Origin of the sequence: Streptomyces sp. NBC_00258, from assembly GCF_036182465.1 — a bacterium.
Classification (GTDB): Bacteria; Actinomycetota; Actinomycetes; order Streptomycetales; family Streptomycetaceae; genus Streptomyces.
Window position 1 is genome coordinate 8,837,593 of the sequence record NZ_CP108081.1, and the last position, 21,965, is coordinate 8,859,557.

General features: G+C 68.5%; 10 protein-coding genes. 3 read left to right on the forward strand and 7 right to left on the reverse strand.

Going from position 1 to position 21,965, the window contains the following annotated elements; genetic code table 11:
- Nucleotides 1–59 precede the first annotated feature (59 nt).
- Both OG718_RS39400 and OG718_RS39405 read left to right on the forward strand, forming a co-directional pair.
- Nucleotides 60–1,868, forward strand: a complete 1,809-nt coding sequence (locus OG718_RS39400; RefSeq protein WP_328846443.1) for a GmrSD restriction endonuclease domain-containing protein — start codon at nt 60–62, stop codon at nt 1,866–1,868.
- A 17-nt stretch (nt 1,869–1,885) separates the two neighbouring features.
- Nucleotides 1,886–2,938: a CBS domain-containing protein gene (locus tag OG718_RS39405; protein ID WP_328846444.1), complete on the forward strand. Its 1,053-nt coding sequence runs from the start codon at nt 1,886–1,888 to the stop codon at nt 2,936–2,938.
- A gap of 73 nt (nt 2,939–3,011) precedes the next feature.
- Here OG718_RS39405 and pglZ read toward each other — a convergent pair whose 3' ends face one another.
- From pglZ to OG718_RS39430, 5 genes are all read right to left on the reverse strand, one after another.
- Complete coding sequence (pglZ, locus tag OG718_RS39410; protein WP_328846445.1) at nt 3,012–5,921, reverse strand: BREX-2 system phosphatase PglZ; 2,910 nt, start codon at nt 5,919–5,921, stop codon at nt 3,012–3,014.
- A gap of 10 nt (nt 5,922–5,931) precedes the next feature.
- Nucleotides 5,932–9,912: a BREX-2 system ATPase PglY gene (gene pglY, locus OG718_RS39415; protein WP_328846446.1), complete on the reverse strand. Its 3,981-nt coding sequence runs from the start codon at nt 9,910–9,912 to the stop codon at nt 5,932–5,934.
- A gap of 159 nt (nt 9,913–10,071) precedes the next feature.
- Complete coding sequence (locus tag OG718_RS39420; protein WP_328846447.1) at nt 10,072–11,517, reverse strand: ATP-binding protein; 1,446 nt, start codon at nt 11,515–11,517, stop codon at nt 10,072–10,074.
- Between the two features lie 138 nt (nt 11,518–11,655).
- Nucleotides 11,656–11,859, reverse strand: coding sequence for a DUF397 domain-containing protein (locus tag OG718_RS39425; protein WP_328846448.1), 204 nt, complete (start codon nt 11,857–11,859; stop codon nt 11,656–11,658).
- Entirely contained in the window at nt 11,856–12,740 is an 885-nt protein-coding gene (locus OG718_RS39430) for a helix-turn-helix domain-containing protein (RefSeq protein ID WP_328846449.1), read from the reverse strand. Before OG718_RS39430 ends, OG718_RS39425 begins: the two co-directional genes overlap by 4 nt.
- A gap of 201 nt (nt 12,741–12,941) precedes the next feature.
- Between OG718_RS39430 and OG718_RS39435 the strand changes: the two genes are divergently transcribed.
- Nucleotides 12,942–13,595 (forward strand): ATP-binding protein, encoded by a 654-nt coding sequence (locus OG718_RS39435; protein ID WP_328846450.1) that lies wholly within the window; start codon nt 12,942–12,944, stop codon nt 13,593–13,595.
- On the opposite strand, the gene pglX is transcribed toward OG718_RS39435, so the two are convergent.
- Both pglX and pglW read right to left on the reverse strand, forming a co-directional pair.
- A complete protein-coding gene (gene pglX / locus OG718_RS39440; protein ID WP_328846451.1) occupies nt 13,596–17,210 on the reverse strand; it encodes a BREX-2 system adenine-specific DNA-methyltransferase PglX in 3,615 nt (1,204 codons plus the stop codon). It abuts the gene before it with no gap.
- Between the two features lie 72 nt (nt 17,211–17,282).
- Entirely contained in the window at nt 17,283–21,965 is a 4,683-nt protein-coding gene (gene pglW, locus OG718_RS39445; RefSeq protein ID WP_328846452.1) for a BREX system serine/threonine kinase PglW, read from the reverse strand.

The window sequence follows — 21,965 nt, forward strand, 5'->3', positions numbered from 1 at the left end:
TCACCTTGGTGCAATCGTCAGCTACATCGTTTCAGGCATGAGCCGGGGGAATACGCAGCGTGGCGCTCGACAGTCCAAAGCTCAAAGATGTCCTCAAGGACGTTGCGTCCGGGGTGCTGCAGCTTCCGGATTTCCAACGCGAGTGGAAATGGGACGACGAGCGGATCAGAGCGCTCATCGCAACCGTGACGATGGACTATCCGCTCGGTGTGGTGATGACGCTCGAGACGGGTGGAACGTCCCCGTTCAGGGCCCGCACGTTGAAGGGCGCGGAGGACGCGGACGGCAGGGGCCCCGACCTTCTCCTTCTGGACGGTCAGCAGCGGCTGACATCACTGTTCCAGGCGCTGCATCGGGAACATCCGGTGGAAACGGTCGATGCCCGGAACAAGAACCTCCGACGCTGGTACTACATCGACATCGCCAAGGCGGTCGGATCGCCCGCGGACCGTGACGACGCGGTGGTCTCCGTGCCCGAGGAGCGGATCCTCAAGTCCAACTTCGCGCGCCGGGTCGTTCTCGACCTCAGTACGACGGAACTCGAGTGTGCCGCAGGGTATTTCCCGCTCCATCTCGTGTTCGACATCCAGCGGATGAACGCCTGGCACAAGGCGTTTGTGAAGCTCGACGAGGCCAACTGGGACCTCTGGTCGCAGTTCGAAGAACTCGTCCTGAACAACGTGCAGTCGTTCCAGGTGCCGATGATCAAACTCGCGGCCTCCACCACCATGGACGCGGTGTGCGCCGTGTTCGAGCGGGTGAACACCGGCGGCGTCCCGCTGAACGTCTTTGAGCTGTTGACCGCCACGTACGCGGGCAATCAACAGCACATCGCGGAGACAGGCGAGTACTACCGGCTTCCCGAGGAGTGGCAGCGGATCAAGACGGGCCTGGCATCGGCCTACCCCGTCTTGGGCCGTCTGGAGGCCGGCCTGGAGGACGGGCTGATCAGCAGTGACTTCCTGCAGGCCGTGGCCCTGGTCCGCACCTGGGAACGCAAGCGGGACCGTCCTGGGGCCGCGGTGTCCTGTAAGCGACGTGACCTGTTGGAACTGCCGCTCGCCGACTTCCAGCGCCTGGCGCCGCGCGTGGAGCAGGCATTCGCCTGGGTGGGGGCGTTCCTGGAGCAGCAGTGCATCGTCCGTGCGTCCGACCTGCCCTATCGCACACAGCTTGTACCGCTGGCAGCCGTACGGGCCATTCTCGGTGAGGAGGCGGGTGGTCCGGGTGACGACGAGCGGATCGCTCACTGGTACTGGTGCGGTGTGCTGGGCGAGATGTACGGCGGGTCGACGGAGAGCCGGTTCACCCGTGACGTGGAGCAGTTGATCGGCTGGATCAGGGGTGAGGACGGTGTCATTCCCGACACGGTCGCCGAGGCGGCCTTCCTCTCCGACCGGCTCGACACGCTGACGACCCGCAACAGCGCGGCATACAAGGGGATCTACGCGCTGCTGGTCAAGCAGGGGGCGGTGGACTGGTACTTCACCGAGGCTCCGCTCAATCCGGCCCGGCTCGTCGAGCACAATGTGGAGGTCCGGCAGATCTTCCCCAAGGCGTGGATCGCCAAGAACAGTTCGAGCCACGCCGCGCACGCGAGCTCAATCGTCAACAAGACCCCCCTGTCTCTCCGAGCGAGCCGCAGCATGACAGGGGCTCCCTCCTCCTATCTCAAACCGCTCATCCTCGAGTCGGGTATGCGCCCTGAGTGGTTCGACGACGTCATCACCACCCACCTCATCGACCCGTCCGCCCTGCACGACGGCGACTTCGACCGCTTCTACGAGAACCGTGCCAAGCAGCTGCTCGAACTGGTGCGGTCCGCCATGGGCAAGCGCACCGTGTTCCGCACCGCTGAAGGCTGGTGAGCGCTGCCGTGTCACAGATGCCGACCGAGGAGCAGCTTCTCGGCCTGAAGGGCACCATGCTTCCCGTGCCCGATCTCCTCGCGCTTTTCGGCACACGCGTGCGCAACGACCAGACGGTGCTGGACATCTCGCAAGCGCTCAAGACCGTAGGTCTCTCGACGGTTCCGTACTTCGCCACCTGCAACCGCCGAGCGAAGATTCACGTCGTGGCGCTGGCTTCCGTCGTCGAGGAGACCGGGAGTGAGATCGAAGGCGCCGATGCGGACGAGAGCGAAGACGGGTATGGCCTGTCGCAGGGAGCTCTGCCCCAGCGTTCGTTCCGAATCGGCGACATCCCGGGCGCCCTCCACGGCGTCGAATCCGTCACTCCTGACGATCAGTTGACGACGGCGACCTACATCATGCGCACCAAGAACTACTCCCAGCTCCCGGTCCTCGACGGGCACTACACCCTGCGCGGAGTAGTCACGTGGAGTTCGGTGGCCAGGATGTACGAGACCGGTGCCGACCCGATTCTGGCGAACGCCATGGCGGAGCACTGGTCGGTCGCCGAGGCGCACCAGGACTTCTTCTCACTGCTCCCGATGGTCAGCGAACACGGCTATCTCCTCGTACGGGACAGCAGCGGAAAGTTTCGCGGGATCGTAACGGCCGCGGACGTCACCCAGCGCTTCGGCGCGACGGCGTGGCCGTTCTTCGCGGTGGGAGACATTGAGTTCCGCCTGCGCAAGTGCCTCGGTACGAAGCTCGGTCCGGAAGCCATCCTGGCCGTTCAGCCGGATTACAAGCAGACCGGCCAGATCACGGACCTGATGTTCGGCGACTACGTGAAGTTGCTCGACGGGAATCCGAGGAGCGCCAAGCAGAGGGAACAACAGCGCGCGGCCCGAGCGGATCAGAACTGGCTGGACCTCGGCTGGCCGGGAGTGGATCGTGTTCAGTTCGTGCATCAGCTCGACCGGGTGCGCCAGATCCGCAACAAGATCGCGCACTTCGACCCTGATCCGCTGTCGCAGCAACTGACCGACGAACTACGCCAGTTCGTCGGTCTGTTGCGGCAGCTCACCTGAGGCTTTCCGTAGCCTTACGGTTGTTGCCTCTGCTCATGCCTGCCACTGCCCTGCTCCCTGTACTGCACGCACGTCACCTCAGCCCGAACTGGTCACGCAGCAATCCGGTGTTCAGCCGCAGGGTGCGACCGTCGGGCAGGGTCTCCAGCACCTGCACGCCGTCGTGGTTGAGCAACTGCCGAAGGACGGCCGCGAATCCGTCGGGGCGCTGGGCGGACGACAGGCCGATGCGCTGGGCCAGGGCAGTCATCGGCAGGGTGCCGCGCGCGTCGAGGAGGGCGTGCACGGCTCTCTCCACCCGAGCCAGGTCCGGCTTGCGGGCGAGCAGCTTCACTTGGGTCTCGAAGACCTCGGAGGACAGCAGGCCGCTGACCAACGTGTCGTCCGGTGAGACCAGTTCCGCGGAGAGCAGCGCACCCTCGGTGGAGGGAGCCAGCGCGACCTCGAAGAGCGAGTCGTGGCTCTTGGCGAGTTCGGCCTCTTCCTTGGCCCGCCGGGCGGACTTCTTCGGTGGCACCGCGAGGGCCACGGGCTTTGGCGGCTGCTGCGGCTGCTCGGGGGAGTACGGGGTCAGCGACCACCAGCTGGGCTGCTGACTGCCCAACTCGCGCCAGCCCTTCGGCGGTTCCGCGCCGAAGGGCAGGAAAGCCAGCACCGGGATGCTGAACTCGGAGAGGGCGACGCCGCCGTGGTAGCCCGCCTTCTGGGAGGTGTAACGCGAGTCGGCGTCCCACAGGGCGACGACGGAGCCGCCCGGATCGGGAGCGAGCACCCGTCGGCCGGAGAGCTCGACCTCCGTCTCTGAGAGCGCGCCTCCCGGCAACCGGTGCCGGGCGGATTGCACGCCGTCGGCCTCGACTCTGGTGCCGCGCCGGTCGACGACGTGTCCGTGATCGCTGGTGAGGAAGACGGCCCGGCCCTGGGTCGCGGCGAACCGCAGCAGTTCCGGCAGTCCCCCGATGTCGGAGAGCCGCCAGGCGCCGTCTCCGAGCTTCTGCTCCTTGCCGAGCCGGTCGTCAATGGTGTTGAGGACCACGGCGACATGCGTGCGGTCGCCGGCGAGTGCCTCGTGCAGCTCGGGTCCGAACGGGTCGCCGCCGCTCTCTCCACGCAGGTCGTCCTTGTGGAAGACCGCGACATCCTGCCCGCCCCAGAAGGGGTGCGCGGGGAACAGCTTCTTCTCGTCGGCCTGTGTGCCCGTCATCGGACGGGCGGCGAACAGAGAGGTACGCGACACGGCTGTGACGGTGGGCAGCAACGCGGCCATCGCCCGACGCTGCGGGGCGTCCTTCGCCTTCGGCAGCGGGTCGTACTCGGCCCAGTGCTCGCGCAGCTTCTCGCCCAGCTCGGCGGCGATCGCCGCGCTCATCCCGTCGAGGACGAGGAGCAGAACGCGGCGCTCCCCGGCCTTCACGACCGGGGCGACGATGTCGGGGAGGAAGGTCTCCACCGTCAGCATCGCTCCACGGTCGTTCTCGTCGGCCGTCCAGGCGGCGAGGGAGCGGGCGAAATGCCGGTCGATGTCGCGACGGTGGGCCCGCACCGAGGCGCAGATGCTGTCGTAGGCGGCCTTCAGCGTGGGATCGGGGTCGCCTCCTGCCTCGATGTGCTCCAGTGCCATGTCCACCCAGCCGGTCTCGGTGGCATGCCGTGCGACTCCGGCCGCCACGTTCGCGCTCTCGGCCACCGGTCCTGTCGCGAGCCACTGCGAGAGCCGCTGGGCCATGCGGGCTCGCTCGATACGCGTGTGCGCGTAGCCTTCCGGGGCGAGCCGATGGTGGCTGAGCGACTTCACCGACTGCGCGGTCAGCGCCGGGTCGTCGCCCAGCAGCGCCCGGCCGACGGCGGCGAACCGTTCCTCAAGGCCCGCTGCCAGCAACGGACTTGTCCGGGCGGCTTGTCCCGCGCCGAACTGTCGGGCAAGGGCGGCCGCACGGTCGAGTACGAAACCGGTGAGCCGACGCGCGGTCGCCGCGGACTCGTCGAGTTCGGAACGGCCGCTCAGCAGCAGCCCCGACACGAACTCCTCGCAGGATCGACCGAAGGCCGCCGCGTGGGTGTCCAGGGCTTCGCCCCGCGCGGGCAGCTCCTCGCCGAACCAGCGCTCGGCCCGCCCGCGTGCGCGATAGACCTCGGGGTCGGCCGCCGCGTCGGCATGGCCCCAAAGCGCGGCACAGAGGAGACCGAACGCCACGGCGTCCGGCCCGTGTTCGGCGTCGACCAGGGCGAGCAGCGCCCGTCCGGTGGGGCCGGCCTGGTCCTTCTCGGCGAGGAACCGTGCGAGCCCCGCTCGCTCGGGTGCCCGCAGTGCGAGGTAGCGGCCGGGCCCGCCGGGGGCGAGGGACCAGCGCAACAGGGTGGGTACGTCGAGCACGTCGTCGCCTGCCGACGCTGCCAGGTCTCCCGAGTCACGGTCGGGGTCGTACCGTCCGATGCCGAGCCGCCGCAGTGTCAGGGCGGAGAGCGCCTTGCTCCGGGACAGCAGTCCGCCCGCCAGCTGCGGCCAGCGGCCCGGCGGCGTGGCGTCGAGGAGCGCCTCCGCGGCCCAGTTCTCGTCGAACAGCCGACGGTCGGTGTCGATCGCGCCGAACGCCTCGCGTACGACGTCCCAGATGTCGACGGTGTTGACCCGCTGCTTGTGCACCTTGGCCAGCAGGTCGGGACCGAGCTCCGCCTCCTCACGGTCGGTCAGTACCACCAGCACCTCGGGCCCGGTGGCCGTGGGCGGGAGGTGGCCCAGCACCAGTTCGTACACGGCGAGCGGCGAGGGGGCGACCGCAATCAGCGCTTGCCCCTGCTCGCCCCGGGCCAGCTCGGCGGGGCCGTCCCAGGAAGGCGCGGCGCGCAGCAGGACGGCCCGCCGCTTGCCTCCCGACAGGCCGGACTGCGAAGCCAGGTACTGGATGATGGTGGCGGTGTTGAGACGCACCGCGCTCGTGGTCGCCGTAGCGGCCGTCGCGGACGCCGTGGTTGCCGTATTCACTGCGCACGCCTCATTCCACGACCCGCCAGCTGATCTCGATGGTCGCGTCGGGCTCGGACTCCGCCAACGCGGCCAGTTCCGCCCGGAGTTCGGTGAGCACCCGGGAGGCGGTGGTCCGTCCGCTGCCGGAGCGGCGCGGGCGGGCCGGGCCGCCGGGACTGGGGATGGGGTGCGTGGTGGGGACGGGCGGATGGCTGCTGTCGGTGCTCAGGCGCACCGCCTCGGGAGTGGTGAGCGGCCCGGCCACCGCCTCGGTCTCCGGAGCGGGCCTCGGCCGGGCAGGCGCGGCAGCCGCCTGGCTGCGCTCGATGACCGCCACGATGGAGCGCCGGGCGTCCTGCAACGCGTCCTTGAGGTTCAGCGTGCGCTGGTCGGCGCGAGCCGCTCCCCGCAACGCCTCAAGGACGGCCTCGCCCTGGGGCCCGTAGCTGGGAGCCAGCTTCAGCATGTCCCAGGCGGCCGTCACCAGCGACTTGGCGACGGCGTCCGCCTGCTTGATCGACGCGCCGTAGCGGCCGGCGGGCACCTCCCGCAGATCGAAGGCGGCGAAGGCGGTGATGATTTGCTTGGCCGCCGCCGTGCCGCCCGCCGCGCCCCGGTCGAGGCCGAGAAGTTCGTCGAGCAGGTCGCGCGAGCGCCGGGCCAGCGCGAGCCTGCCGGACTCGTCGGCCCCGTCCAGACCGAGCAGCGGGGAGTGCTTCTCCAACTGCGCGACCAGGTCGGCCGCGTGCGGCTGGAAGGCACGCGCCTGACTGGTGATCTGCCGCGCGAACTGGCTGACCATCGGGCCGCGGCGCAGCTTCGGCGGCTGCTCGCCGAAGATGTCCCAGTACCGCCGTCCGGCTTCCTCCCAGGCCGGCACGTCCGGCAGCGGCTGCGAGCGCAGCGCGTCCTGCGGCTTGATCGCCGAGAGTTCGGGCGCAGGGTCGAGCAGCGCGCCGCCTCGCACCCAGACCCGGTCGTCCATCTCGGCGTACGCGGCGACGATCAGGTGGGCGAGGAGCGGTTCGAGGCCCATCGGCTCGGGCCGGTCCAGCCATTCGGTGAGCCTGCCGACGCTCAGGTCGCCGGGGCCGCCCTCGGTACGGATCTGGAGGGCGAAGTGGTCCACCCAGCGCGTGGAGGGCCGGAAGTACGCCTCGGTCTGCCGGCCGAGCCCGAGTGGCGCCGCGATCCGGCGCATCACCGCCCGTTCCTTGCCGTCGACCTCGGTCTGCCGGTCGCCGGACTCCACCGCGGCCTTGAAGTTCTTGAAGACGGTCCGCACATCGCTGGGCTTCACCGCGGTCCCGTTGCCCTCCGGGTCCAGGTCCGGGTGGGCGGGGAACTGGTGGGCGAGCAGCTTGCCCGCCACATGCCGGACCCCGTCGCGTAGCGACTGACCGATGGATACGCGGAGGTCGGGGACGTCGGGCAGTGGGTCGAAGTGCTCGGTGAAGGACACGTCGACGTCGCCGGGCTTCTTCTCCGCCAGCCCGTACGCCTGCTTGAAGGCGGCCTGCACCGCCTTGGTGAGGGCGCTGCGCTGCCCTTCGAGGAGCTGCTTGGCCCGCGCGCGGTTGTCGGCGTTGAGGTGCTGGGCGTACACGGTGTCGAAGCGCCGCTCGTCGGCGAGCGCGTAGTAGATGACGACGAGCCGCTGGAAGTCCTGGAAGCGGGCCGCCGACAGGTGGGTGGGGATCCATCCCACGGTCCGGGGCCGTGCGCCGGGCAGCTCGCGCAGGGTCTGCATACGGTTGGCGTCGTCGCGGGGCCCGTACTCGCCCTCGTCGTACGGCAGGTCGATGACGACCCGCCACAAGCCTTCCTGGCTGGGGGAGAACTCGTGGTCGGGCAGGCTGTCCGGGTCGGCGATGTTGCCGAATACGACCTCCACCGTCCGGTTCGAGCCGCGCCAGACGAGGTTGAGCTCGTCGGCGACCAGGCGTTCCTGCAGTTCGAGTCCCAGTTCCTCGGCCAGCAGCCGTTTGGCGAGGTTGCGGCGGTTGGAGTGGTTGTTATTGACGTCGGCGTTGGCGAGGACCGAGTCCACGTCCACCCCGGCCAGTTCGAGCCGTACGCCCGGCCTGGTGCCGGTGCCGGTCTCCTTGATCTCGGGGAAGCGTGCCGCCCACTCGCCGACCTTCGCCTTGATGACGCCGACCTCGGCGCCGGGGATCGGGGAGACGACCGAGCCGTGGTTGAGTGCGCCGAGCCGCTGGATCGTCAGGTCCCGCAGCGAGGGAACGCTCGGGGCGAGTGCGGACAGCAGCAGGGTGCACATCAGCCGGTTGTCGCCGACGAAGCCCTTGCACCGGTTGGCGAGCTGCTGGTCGGTGACGGTCTCCCGCCGGTGCCGGTAGCGCTCGACGTCCTCCTCGGTGACCTCGTACGTCGCCAGGAGGTGCGGTCGCAGCTTGGTGCGGTACAGCTTGTCCGCGGCCTGGAACTCCACCTTCAGGCTGTCCACGAACGGCCTGTCGCCGCCGTCTGCGATGACGGGGTAGAGGTCACCGAGCGGGATCAGCTGGTCCAGCGTCGCCTCGTCGCGGTGGTCGGCGAGCAGCTGGCCCATCAGCTTCAGACCGGTACGGGAGCGCTGCAGCGCGGACGAGATGTGGACGAGGGTGTCCATGAAGGCGGGCGAGAAGGGGTACGTCAGCCGGAACGACGCCTCGTCCGCGCCGGTCGTCCCCTCGTCCGAGCCGAGCAGTACGTCCCAGACCCTCGGCCCGACCCGCTTGATCCTGGTGAACGCCGCCTCCAGCTGAGCGGCGGCCTCCTCGTTCTTCGGCGAGAGGAGACGGGCATGCGCGATCTGTGGAAGATTCCGGTCCTCCAGCGTGATCTTGTCGAAGCGTCCGGAGGCCAGGTTCAGGCTGTCCTGGATCGCGGTCTCGGCCGCGCCTGAGGTCTCCTCGCCGACCAGCTCGCGCAGATCTCGCTGGCGGGCGATGAACGACACGATGGGGATGGCCCGTCGCGAGTCGGCGCCCTCCACAAAGTTGGTGATCTTGTCCGCTTCGCGGGAGACGAAGCGCTGGTCGTGGATGCGGTTGGCGAGCCACAGGATCAGCTCGTCCATGAAGAGGATCAGTCCGTCGTAGCGGAGCGACTTCGCGTGCTCCGCGATCACGGCGAGGCCGGCGTCCAGCGAGATGAACCCGTGCTCGTCCTCGGCGGCGTTCTTGGCGAAGCCCGGGAACCATGTCGCGGCGGCATCGTGCACCAGTTTGGCGCGCAACTCGGCGGGAGTGCTCGGGTTGACCAGGTCCAGGTTGACCTCGCCGCCGTCGAGTTCCTCGGCGGCGAGCGCGGTGTCGAGGAGCGCAGAGGTCCACTCGAACTCGTCGCCCCAGTCGTCGTCCTCATCGATGGCGACACCCGCACTGTCCGCGGAACCGGCTCCGCCGAGGCCCTCGATGAACTTCTCGTCGCCCATACGGAGCCGATGCGAGCGGATGTCCTCGAACAGCGAGTCCGTCCGGTACACCTGCGGCGTCGGCGCCTCAGGATGCAGCTTCCTGACATGGCTGACGTATCCGCCGAGGACTCGCTGCTCCAGGGACTTCGCACCGAGCATGTGGTACGGCACGAGCAGGAACTGCTTGTGCTCGGTGTTTAGCCACTCGTGCTTGCCCAGCACCGGGTCGAAGTCGGTGCGCGCGCGTGCCGCCTGGTCACCCCTGAGCAGAGCATGCAGTACGGCCATGAAGTGCGACTTACCGGAACCGAACGAGCCGTGCAGATAGGCGGCCTTCGATGTGTGCCCGTCGAGGGCGGCCTTGATGAGTCCGAGGGAGTCGTCGAAGTTCTCCAGCAACCGCTCGGTGACGACGTAGTCCTTGAGCGCGCGGGCCGCACCCTCCTCGGAGACCGCCTCGGCGAGCTTCAGGACGAAGTCGGAGGTCGAGATGGATGTCTTGATGTCGATGACATCGCGGAGGAGGGGGGCCGTGGCGGCGGTCGGGGCCATCTCTGTCTCGCGTCTCCTGATTTCCGTGTCCTGCATGCATCTGCGTCCACCGGGCAGCGCGGTGCGTCCCCCGTCGACCAGGACCGCGCGTGACGCTCCCCGCCCACGCCGTCCCGGGAATGCCGTCCGCGACTGTTCACACGGTTGCGGACGGTTCTCGATCGTATCGGGTGCATATGACATGGGGGAGGGAGCTCATGCGCCGGAACCCCAGGCCTCTATGAGCTGCTCGGGCCCGTACGTCGCCGAGAGCCCGTCCACCGTGAACCCGGACCGGGACACGGCGATCAACGGAGTGTCCTCGTCCGCCCCGGGGACGACGAGAGCGTCCCGGGCGAGCGCGGCCAGTGCGCGGCGGTCGAAGGAGCCGTTCTCGTGCCACTTGATCGAGCCTACGAAACCGATGCCGCGGGCGGGTGCCCGGTCGGCTCCCACGAGATCCACCTCGGGATTGTTCGTACGGGGCCACCAGCCGCCCACCTCCCGCACCTCGGGCCACGTCTCGTCGGGGAGCAGCCGGGCCAGCGACTCCCGCACCACGGGTTCGATCGCCCGCCCGCGCCAGGAGGTCCAGCCGCGCTCGACCGTCTCGGCCACCAGGCGCCCACGCCCGCGCTCGACCTCGGAGATTCCCCGTTCCAGGAAGGCGAGCCAGAAGCGGAGGTAGGGGTCTGCGACGCGGTATCGGCGGTCCCGGTCTCCGGGGCGGACGGACAACGGGGTGTCGACGGCGACGAGCCGCTTGTCGGTGAGGGTACGCAGCGCAGGGTTGAGCGAACCGGGCGGGAGCGGCCGGTCGGCGGACCCGGCCTTCGCGGCGATGGTCCCGAAGGTCCGCTCACCACTCCCGATCACGGACAGCACATGTCTGGCCTGAAGGGCGGTGGGGAACTCGGCGGCCAGTACACGCTCGCCGGAGACGAGCAGCGGGGAGGTGGGGTCGTCGAGAGCGCGGGCCAGGAAGTCACCGCGGCTCTCCCCGTCCCGCCACTCCTGACAGATGAGGGGCAGACCGCCGGTGATCAGGTGGGCATCGAAGGCGTCCGCCGCAGGCAGTCCGGTCATTGCCATGACCTCGTACGGCGAGAGGGCCGACAGCACCATCTCGACCCCTCGTTGGTGGAAGGGGCGGCCGTAGGCGGAGAGCTGCTCCATCATGGCGAGGTCGCTGCCGATCAGCACGAGCAGCACGGGCTTGCGGCTCAGTACGCGGTCCCACACGGTCTGCAGGGTGCCTTCCAGAACCGGGTCGCCTTCGAGCATCCAGGGCAGCTCGTCCAGCACGACGATGCTGGGGGAGTCGTCTGGGAGGACCGCGGCGAGCTGGCGCAGGGCGGTGTCCCAGTCGGCGACGGTGGTGACGCCGGCCAGGAGGGTGGTCTCGGGCAGGGAGGAGTGGCGGACCTCGCCGAGGAACCGGGCGCGTTCCCGCTGCGCGTCCTCGCCCCGGGTGGCCTGATGCACGACGTACGGGACGCCTGCGCGTTCACAGAAGAGGTCGACGAGGCGAGACTTCCCGACCCGGCGTCGGCCGCGCAGTAGTAGGGCTCTGCCGCGCTGGTCGCCTCGGCCGTCCCCGACCCAGGTCAGGTGGCGGTCGAGTGCTGCAAGCTCGGATTTGCGGCCTACGAAGCCTGGCATGGGGCACCTCGGGTTGCGCTCGTGCTGAACATACTCAAGTGAACCATAGTATGGAGAATGTGAGTAACTTATTGACTGCTCTACGTGAGCATGCGGGGGCGTGCTGAGGAGTGGGGCACTGCTGTGGTGTGGTCCGGTTCAGTCCAGGTGGGCGATGAAGGTGCGCCAGGCGTCGTGGCTGAAGGCGATCGTGGGGCCTGTGGGGCGCTTGCTGTCGCGGATGGGGAGGTGGGTGGGGAGGTTGGTGGCTGCCTCGACGCACTCGTTGTTGCCGCCGCTGTAGCTGCTGCTGCGCCACTTCGCGCCCGACAGATCCGGCGTGCTGCGGCGTCCGCTGTTCATGTCCTGTGCTCCTCGGCCCTGCGTCGAATGACGGCCTGGGACTCCACCGGGGAGAGTGCGGACGTGCGAGCGGCGTCGAACAGGTCCTGGTACCGGGCGACTTCTGCCTCCCGCTCCAGCCACATGGAGCCGGTCGGGTTGTCCGCCAGCACCACGTCGAGCGCTGCCTCATCAGGGAAACCCAGTACTACGTATGGTCCGAACATACTCGCGTGGGCTCCGCGGGAGAAAGGCATGACCTGCATGGTCACGTTGGGCTGCTCGGCTGCGACGAGGAGGTGTTCCAATTGTGCGTTCATGACCTGTGGCCCGCCGACCTGTTGGAGGAGTACTGCCTCCGACACGACCGCCCAGAGGTGCAACGGGGAATCGCCTGTGAGCCGCTCCTGGCGGGCGAGGCGCACCTGGACGAACTTCTCGATCTCGTCTGCGCTCTGCCACTGCCGCGAAGCCACTGTCACGGCACGGATGTACTCGGGAGTCTGGAGCAGGCCAGGGACAAGCTGCGCCTGGAACGTACGGATCGTTCCCGCCATGGCTTCCAAGGCGATGTAGTCGCGATAAGTGTCGGCGAGCACTGAGCCGTACTGGTTCCACCATCCTTGCCGGCGACGACGGTTGGCCTTGCGGGCCAGGGCGCTGAGGCGCTCGCGGATTTCCGGGTCTGTCACTTCGTAGGCGTGCAGCATCGCTGTCAGGTCCGGAAGCCGTACTGCAACCCGCCCGTTCTCAATGCGGCTGATCTTGCCCTTGGTGCAGTCGAGGGCCTCGGCTGCCTGGTTGGTTGTCAGCCCTGCGTTCTCTCGCAACCGGCGTAGCTCATCACCGAGTTGGCGCCCGAGGACTGTCGACGGGTTCGGGGTGGTGCTCTTCGTAAGCATGGCAACAGCTTTAGCAGAGCGCTGGATACGACAGGGCCGGGGTTAACTCGGAAGAGGGAAAATTGCGGTGATTCTAGTTGGCAACGTTGCAGATTCGCGTGGTGCGCATAGATCCTACAGGCGGTGGACATCGGAGTCCCATGGTGCAACTACCCCTCTCTGTAAGGGCTCCGGACGAGTACCGACCCTTTGGGAGCTGCCATGGCCGCGCCGAACGAAGTCACCTTCCGGCTTTCCCGTTGTCGCCGGAGCGTTCCCAGAACGCGGGCGGTGGCGCACGCCGTGCTCGGGGAATGGGGCGTCGGGCAAGTCGCCCTGGAGACCGCGGAGTTGGTGCTGTCGGAGCTGGTGACCAATGCGCTGCGCGTGCCAGTGCCAAGTGATCGGCAGGTGGGCGTACGGATCGCTCGCTCGCTGGAGGACGGGCTGCTGCGGCTGGAGGTCAGCGACGCGGGGGCGGGCAGGCCTGAAGTGCGGGCGCCGGGCGAGGAGGAGACCCGTGGGCGCGGGCTGTTGCTCGTGGAGGCGCTGGCTCACCGGTGGGGTATTGAGGAGCGTGCGGGCGGGATTGGGAAGACAGTTTGGGTGGAGCTGAAGGCGCCGGACATCGTGGCCGCGCCCGACGTGAGGGAGGTCGCTGCCGTGATGGTCCGGCCAGGGCAGTCCGTGCGGGCGTGGGGCGAGTGGCGGGCGGTCCGCAGCGTACGCAGTGAGCGGTACGCGGCGGGTGGGCCCGCCATCGTGTTGGGGCTGGACGAGGGCCCGGCGCTACGGGTACACGCGGCCGAGCCGTTGACCGTACGGGACGACGGCGCGCCCTCCGCGCAGGCGGGCGGGGAGGGCGTGCCGGGGTGATCAGCTGTTGGCTGGGCGCCGGCCTCGACGGGTGGCCGGGGCGGGGCGCCAGGTGCGCAAGTCGTCGTCGCTCAGGCCGTGTTCGCCCTGCTTGGTCGCGCGGTAGCCCGCGAAGAAGGCGGCGGGGGAGCCGCCGTACAGGGGGTCGAACTCGTCGTGCCACTGGGTGAGCCAGGGCTGGAGTTCGAGGAGACCTGCGAGGAGTGGAGTGATCTCCTCGGTGGAGAGGCCGTCATGGTTGGTGAAGTACGTACTGAGGGCCTGGGCCTGCTCCCGGTGGTCCCAGCCCGCCCAGCCGAACAGGTCCGGGGTGCCCGAGATGGCGCCGGTCGCGTAGGAGATGAACCGCTCCTTGGGTACGTCCAGCTTGCCGCGGGCGCGCCAGTAGGACGGCTTGAGGAAGTCGGCCGAGGTGTACTTCGGCGGTACGGGGATCGAGTCCCGGATCTTGCGCTTCGCGGGCTCGTCCGGGGCAGCGTCTTCCTGTCGCTGGAGGTCCCAGACGTGTTCCCAGTCGGCGCGCTTCTTGAGACCGGCGGGCTTGTAGCGGAGTGCGGGGAGGAAGGGCACGTGCTCGTTGGCGAGGAGGTCCTCGACGACGGTCGCGAGTTCCTTGCGGGGCTCGTACAACTCGGCGACGGAGACGAAGTCCTCGTCGAGGGAGAGCTCGGCGGTGAGCTGGTGCCGGGTGAGCAGGGTCGGCTGTCCGTCCTGGAACCACAGGTCGCGGTTCTCGATCCGGTCGAGCAGCCAGGAGCGCAGGGCCTTGTCCTGGAGAGCTTCCCAACCCTCGGTCGCCCAGCGGCGCTTGTACTCGGGGCGCTCAACCATGCCGATGGCGCGCGAGGACTCGATGGCGTCGATGCGCTTCTGGACGGTGGCCTTGTAGGCCTCCGACCAGTGGTTGGGGAGCGTGGTGATGGGTGTGGACCCGTGCCTCTTGAACCACTCGTCGGATGCTTCCCCCTTCTCGACCCGGCGAGCGAGCACGATCTCGAAGGCCCGCTCACCGAGGGCGAGTTCGGGGACTTCGGACTCGGGGGCGCGGAGGTCTTCGGGGTGCAGGTTGTAGAGGGAGTAGACCTGCCAGTCGAGTTCCTCTTGGAGGGCGATCATTTGGGCACGGATGGAGAGCCACTTGGTGCGGGCCGTACGGAGGGCTGTGGAGGTGGGGGTTTGGGGGGTGGCTAGAGCGTGGGGGGTAGCAGCTGCGAGTTCTTGGGCGAGTGCGTCCATGGTGACGCTGAGAGCAGTGGGATGTACGGGAGGGATGGGAAATTGCTGGAGTTTGGTACCAGTAAACTCGTAGAAACGCTCCCAGTCTTGCGACTTGAAGCCCTCGTTCACTCCTTGACTTCCCTTGTCGTGACTCATCATCTTGAGCCAGAAACAGGATGTGGAGCTGTTGAGTAGTCCGAGAAAGCTTAGGTGATCGCGCTCACTTGCGCTCTGGGGAAGCTTGATTAGCGGGGCGGATTGTTTGAATACTTTTTCGCCGCGATCAAGTGCGAAGTGATTATGGGTCGCCACGAATCCAAAAGTGATCGAATGTGGTGTTCGCAGCTTCTCGCGGTACAACTCTCCGTACTCGTACCATTTGATCGTTGGGATCGTGTCGATGAACCTCCCGAAACGCTTGCGTCGTTGCAAAGTGCGTCGGTTGGGCCACATCGCCCGCATGGTTGCCGGGATCGCGTCACTGTGCACGGCCTCGAACTGGGTGTCGTATGGCCAAATGCTGGCGATCTCAGGTGTGATGCAGTAGTCGCGAACTGTGTCACCCGTGACCATGGGGATCGTCCGCTCGATCTGCCGACGTCGGGCGGATGACGCACTGGGGAAGAAGAATGCGTCATCCTCGGCGGTGATACCGCCGAACCCGATGTCCAGTGCCAGCGTCTGGCGCAGGCGCATCACCTTGTGCTCTTCGATCTGTTCGACCAGCTCAAGGCCGCCGTCCGTTAGGACCCAGGGCTGCTTACCAAAGTACCGCTCGCGTTCGAGATCGTCCACCGATACCCACGAGCTCAACGAGCCTGGTTGGTCGATTTGGTTGACGATAGCCTTCCAGACCAGCCCATCTGCTGGGTCGATGGGAGCTGATGGCTCGCCTTGGATGCTACGGACGGTACGAATCTTCCCCGTGCGATTGTTGCCGGACCGGCGCCGCCCCACGAGGATCACTGTCGGTGTTCCGTGCCCTGGGATGTAAGTGCCCGAAGTGTCGATCACCTCGGTGAGCTCGATCTTGTGCGCGAAGTACTCCTCAATCAGCTTTGCCCCGAACTCCCTCTTCATGAAGGAGTTTGCCGTGATTTGGCCGACCATGCCGTACCCGCGACCGTCAGGTTCTCCAACCTTTGCGAGCTGGAAGAAGCGTTCAGCGAAGGGAACCGACAAGGCGTACTTGCCCGAGCAGGACGCGTAAAGCTCTCGATACAACGCGTTCAGCGTCTTGTCCTTGACCGTGATGTAGGGCGGATTCCCCACCACCACGTCATACCGCCCCTGCTCCAGGATCCCCGGATACTCGTGCACGTCCTCCGTCGCATACGAGAACTCCGCCAGCGGATCCCCCGCCTCCTCGCCCCCCAGCGTCAGTTCAAGCTGCCGAGCCTTAATAAGCGAGTCACCCACCGCCAGATGAATGGGCCAGTCGTACCGCGACGCCTCCGCCAGCGTCCGCACCCCAGAGGCCGCCATCGCCGCAACCAGCAATCGGAACCGCGCAATAGCCACCGCGAACGGGTTGATGTCAACCCCGTGCACAGAGTTCAGCGCATCCCGCACCCTCTCATGCGCATCCCGCCCCGGCTGCCGCTCCGTCCATAGCCGAACCATCCGCCGGAACGCACCCAACACAAAGTGCCCCGACCCACACGTCGGGTCGATCATCTTCAGTTCGCCGAACCGCCCGCCCAGCTCCCGCACCACCGGGTCCATCGTCCGGTCGAGGATGAACTCCTCCACGAACTCCGGCGTCTGGAGCAGCGCGTACGTCTTCCGAGCGGCCTCCGACAGGTCCTGGTACAGGTCGCCCAGGAACCGCGTGTCCCAACCCTCCGTACCATCCGCGCTCAGCGGGTCGGTGAAGTCATGCACCAACGACTCACCCGCCTCGTCCCGCTCGCGCCAGAACTCCACCAGCGCCCGCGCCCCGTCGTGCGACACGGGGATCTGGAACAACGGGTTGTGCCGCTCCTCGAACAGCAGCTTGCCAGCCTGCCCAGCGCCCAGATCCCGGAACGCCCGCTCCAGCCAACCCCGGAACGTCGGGTCCTCGTCATCCTCCACATACTGCGCGTACCGCGCCTCCGCGAGGGCAAGTCGCTCCGGCTCCGCACCCGTGAGGTACGGCTCGGGGATCAGCCGGTTGTCCTCGCAGAACCGTACGAACACCGTGCCCAGGACCCACGCCACCGCGACCTGTGTGACCCGCTCGTCAAGCCACGCGTTCCACGTCGCCGCCGTACGGCCCAGCTTGCGCGCCTGGTCGTACTCCGCACGCAACCGTTCCCCGACCTCGGTCACCGCCTTGACCTGCTTGCCGAGGTCCACTTCGACCGCCTTGACCTGCTTGATGAGGTCCGCCAACAACGCCTTGCGGTCGATCACTTGGTCACGTCTCCCGTCGCACCCGAACCCGAACCTGAAAAACAGTCACATCGCCGACGCTCAGCCCACAGCTCACAGCCCGCGCCCAGTCCCACCCGAAACCCCGGCCACCCCACCCCGATGGGCATTCGCCACCCACGAGTCCGGCAGAACTATCCACTCACCCAGCCCCGCCTGATACGGCACCGCCGTCGTCCCCAACCGAGGAGGCCGCGCCGGGTCGCTCTGCGGGCACAGCACCCACAGCCCGCGACCGCCACCCCGTGCCTGCTCCGCCAACCGTTCAAGGACGCCCATCGCGTCGTACCGCGCGAACACCCCTGCGTCCGTCAGCAACACAGGCGCCCGCGAGCCAGAGCCAACGCCAACCCCACCCCCATCAGCCAACAGCTCACTCACCCGAGGCTCCACCGCCCCCCAAGCCGTACGCGCATACTCCGCGAACTTCATCGCCGCCTTCGACCCGGGCTCCGCCACATCCGCCCGCAGGATTGTTTCCCACGTCGGCTTGACCCGCGCGTCGACCAGTTCGTGCAGCGCCGTGAGGAACAGCTCGGTCACCGACACCGCGCCCGCGTCGAAGCGGTCGCCCGTCAATTCCCGTACCGCATCCCGTGACAGACCCGTCCGGACGGTCAGGACCCGGAAGCCGTCCCGGCGGGCCGAACCCGTCAGCCGCTCCTCCGCCGCCACCGCACCCGCGAGCTGCGGGTCGTCGGAGTAGCGGTGTGCGGTGGTGAGCATGCCGGTCGGCTGGCGGCCGGCGCCCGAGGACAGGTAGCTGGAGCCGCCGTCCGTCTGCCGGGGCAGATAGCGCAGGGTCCGGGTGTCCTCGCGCGTGGACAGGTGCAGCTCGAACCCGGCCTCCTGGAGCGCGCGGGTCAGTGGCCCGCCCGTCGGGAGGGAGTGGCCGCCGTTCTTGTCGAGCAGCTCCGGGAAGCGTGCACGTACCCGCTCGTGCACCTCCTTGCCCGTCAGGCCTGGCTGCCGGGCATCGGCCACGCCCGGGATGGGGCGTACCAGACCGGCCTGGGTCAGCCGCAGGGCCCGTACGAGGGGGAGGTTGCGGGGGTAGATCTCCAGGCGCGGGGTCGCGGCGGCGTTGCGGGAAGCTGCCGCGGCCACCTCCACCATGCGGCGGTCGTCCCAGTCCATGACCCCGCTCGGCGGGGCGATCGCGCCCAGCTCGCCGAGGACGGTCGCCGCGGTCGGCAGCGTGTCCAGCTTCGCCAGCCGGTCCGCGACCTTGCCCAGGCTCTGTGCGTAGTCCAGCAGGCCCGGCGCGGAGGGCGTCTCGGGGGCGTCGTCCTCGCCGACCTCCAGGGCGAGCAGACCCGCGCCCATGCCCTCGTCGGCCGCGTCCCGGTTCGCCGCGTGCTGGAACTCGGCCTCGTCCGGGTGGAGTTGCTCGACCTCCACCACGGCCCGTACGGCCGCCAGTGCCAGGGCGCGGCGCTGCTCGCGCTCCTGGAGGCGAGTGCCGCGTCGTACGGCGAGCGCGTCCGCAATCTCCGCGGCCGAGGCGACCCGGCCCAAGTCGCCGAGCACATCGAGGACTTCGGCGCGCAGGGCTCGTACGGCCGGGTGCTTCTTCCAGCGGGTGCGCTGGGTCTTGAGCATCTGCGGGATGCGGCCCGCCGACAGGCCAAGGGCGGTCGCCACGTCCTTCTGCTTCGGCCAGACGCCGATGTCGGGCAGTGCGCCGCGCTCGTCGGGCAGCCGCAGCAGCAGCCGCACCATCTCGCACTCGTTGCGGTTGGAACCGTCCTTCTTCAACTCCGGGACGAAGAGAGTCGCCAGCGTGTCCAGGCTGACCGTGCGCAGCGCGCGCTCCGGTAGCCGGCCCGCGCCGCCGTTCGCGGCCACCACCCGCGCGATGGTGGCCTCCGTCGCGGACAGCTCCTCCTTGGCCTCCTTGCGGCCCTCCGGCGTGAGCGGCGCTGCGGGCTTCTCGGCCAGTCGCTCCCGCCACTCCTTGATACGACCCAGGACTTCGCCGCGGGTCTTCGAGCCGAGGCCGGGGGCGTTGACGAGCTGGCGCTGGCTGTAGGCGAGCAGTTCGCCGACCGTGTTCACCTGGAGCCCGTACACGAACGACTCCGCCGCCGGGCTCAGGCCGGCCGCCGAGATGGGCGTGGTGCGGTCGGCCTGCGCCGCCTGCCGGTCGCGCTGCTGTTCGGCGCTCTCCTCCTCGGCCTCCGCGATGGGCGCGTCCGGGGCGTGAGCCGCCTCGGCCTCCGTGGCGGCAGCCGCCACAGACCGGGAACGCCGTGACGAGGGCTTCGCCTCGTCCATCGCCAGGAAGATCTTCTTCCAGGCGTCCCGCATCGGCTTCAGGTCGCTGAACCGCTCCGACGCGTCCCGATGCAACGCCTTCTGGAAGAACGCGACAAGTCCGTCCCGTACCGCCGAGTCGAAGGCGTCGGCCGCGATCCTCGGGTACGGCTCCTTCTCCGCGTCGGTCTGGCGTGGGGACACCTTGCCGTCGCCCCACATCGGCAGCTCGCGCGACGCCATCTCGTGGAGGGTGACCCCCAGTGCGTAACGCTCCGCGTGGGCGTCGTACACCGAGCGGTGGGTGAGCGTGCCGATGAACGGGTCCAGGTAGCCGTCCGTCCCCGCCTGGGTCTCCTTCACCGGGTAACCGGCCAGCGAGAAGTCGATCAGGACCAGTTCGCGCGTGCGGTTCGGGCGGATACGGATCGCGATGTTGTCCGGCTTGATGTCACGGTGCCAGACGCCCTCGCCCTCCAGGAAGTCCACCGCGCCGAACAAGTAGTCGCCGTACGCCTCCAGTTGGTCCACGGACAGCCGGCCGAACTCCCGCAGTTGCCGGGAGACCGTCTCCTCCCGGCGCCTGCTCTTCGTGGTGCCGGGCGCGGAGGGCTCGGCGTCGGCCTCCCGCTCGTCGCCGACGTACTCCAGGATGAGGACCTGTCGGGGCCCGATGCGTACCGGCTCCGGCTCGACGAGCCGGATGATCCGGGAGTCGGGACGCAGGCGCCCCATTACCTCGGCCTCCCGCTCCAGCACCTTGCCGCGACTGTCCGACAGCGCGACCTTCAGCACGGCGAGCGTCTTCGCGAACCGGACCTCCGGCCCGGCCGTCAGGTCCCGCACCAGGAACGCGCGGCTCGTCGAACCCGTGCCGAGACGGCGTCTGACCTCCCAGCGGCCCGCCAGTACGTCGCCCGCGACCGCCTCCAGCGGGTCCTTCTCGGGCTCGGCAGGGCGAACGGGCTCCGCCGGGGCGGGCTCGGTCAGCGTGTCCTCGACGACCTCCAGCATCTCCAGGAAGTCGTCGACGGAGGACAGCCGGTCGGAGACGGTGTACGCGGTCGCCGCCTGCACCAGCTCGTCGATGTACTCGGACAGACCGTCCACCACCGCGCTGGGACGCAGTCCCTCGCCCGCCTCGTAGCGGGCCAGCAACTCGGCCTGGCTGGCAGCCGGCGCCTTGCCGGTGGCCAGGAGATAGGTGAGCACCCCGAGGCCGTACACGTCCAGGGCTACCGGGTCGGCCTTCAACGCGGTGAGTTCCGGGGCGAGATACGGGTCCGCGCCCTCCGCGAGGTGTGCTCCCGCGCGCGAGAAGGTGGTCGGGGCGAGTCGCTCGCCACCGGCCTGCCCGCTCTGTTCGGAGCCGCGCTGCACCGCGACCTGCCAATCCGAGATCTGCAGATACGGACTGAGCCAGCCCGACTCCTCACCGTCCGCGCCTCCCGCCGCGTGGCCGCGGGCACGCGGCATCACGTGGATCGCGCGGGCGGCCAGCGTGCGGTGGTAGATCCGCCTGCCGTGGCCCGAACGCACCGTCTCGGCCAACTGGCGCACCAATGCCATGCGGCTGAGGATGTCCAGCTTCTCGCCGTACTGGGCCAGGTACTCGTCCAGGCGCAGAGTCCGCGGATCGAAGTCGAAGATCAGCGCCGGGCCCGCAGAGTGCCCGGACGGGTCGTACTGCTTCAGCTGGACGACACCGGGGTGCCTGAAGCGCCGCAACACCGCGGCCTCGCGCCGTGCGGCCCGCTCCACCGACGCCCGCAGCTCGGCGTCCGAGCCCCGCTCCCGCAGATAGACCCGGATACGGGCGGCCTCCGGCAGCTCACTGTGCCGGGCCAGATAGTCCGCCCAGGTCGGCCCCGAGTCGAACGACTTCCGGTGCAGCAGATACGGGCCGACCTTGTACTCGGCGTCACTGCGCGCGATGCCGACTCGCTCCAGGGCCCCCTTGATCGCCCGGGATTTCGGGGCGTCGATGCGCCGCCGCTCGTCACGAGGAGGCTCCTTCAGCATCGCGACGATCTTGTCCACGGTGAAGACGCCGTGCTGGTCGTGGGCGGGAAGCCGGTTCCTGAGGGAGGAGTCGGTGAAACAGACCGACTCCGAGACCCAGACCCGCTCACCGTTCTGCGCCAGGAGGGAGGCCAGCTCCTTGGCCTTCTTGTTCGCCAGGTGCAGCGGGTTGCCGTGGGAGATCTGCCGTCCGCCGGGCTGGGTCTGCAGCCAGGTGCCGTTACGGGACTCGATCGAGCCGTGCCAGTCCTTCAGCTCGATCAGATACACCCCGCCGGGGGCGATCACCAGAAGGTCCACCTCCCGGACATGGCCGGTGTGGGCGGTGAAGGTGAAGTTCGTCCAGGCACGCCACGGATCGTTGTTCGCGGTCGCCAGCTTCTCGCGAATGGCCTCCAGGCCCCGGCGCTCATGCTGGAACTCGGATTCGGTGACCGTGACCCACCGGCCGTCCCGCAT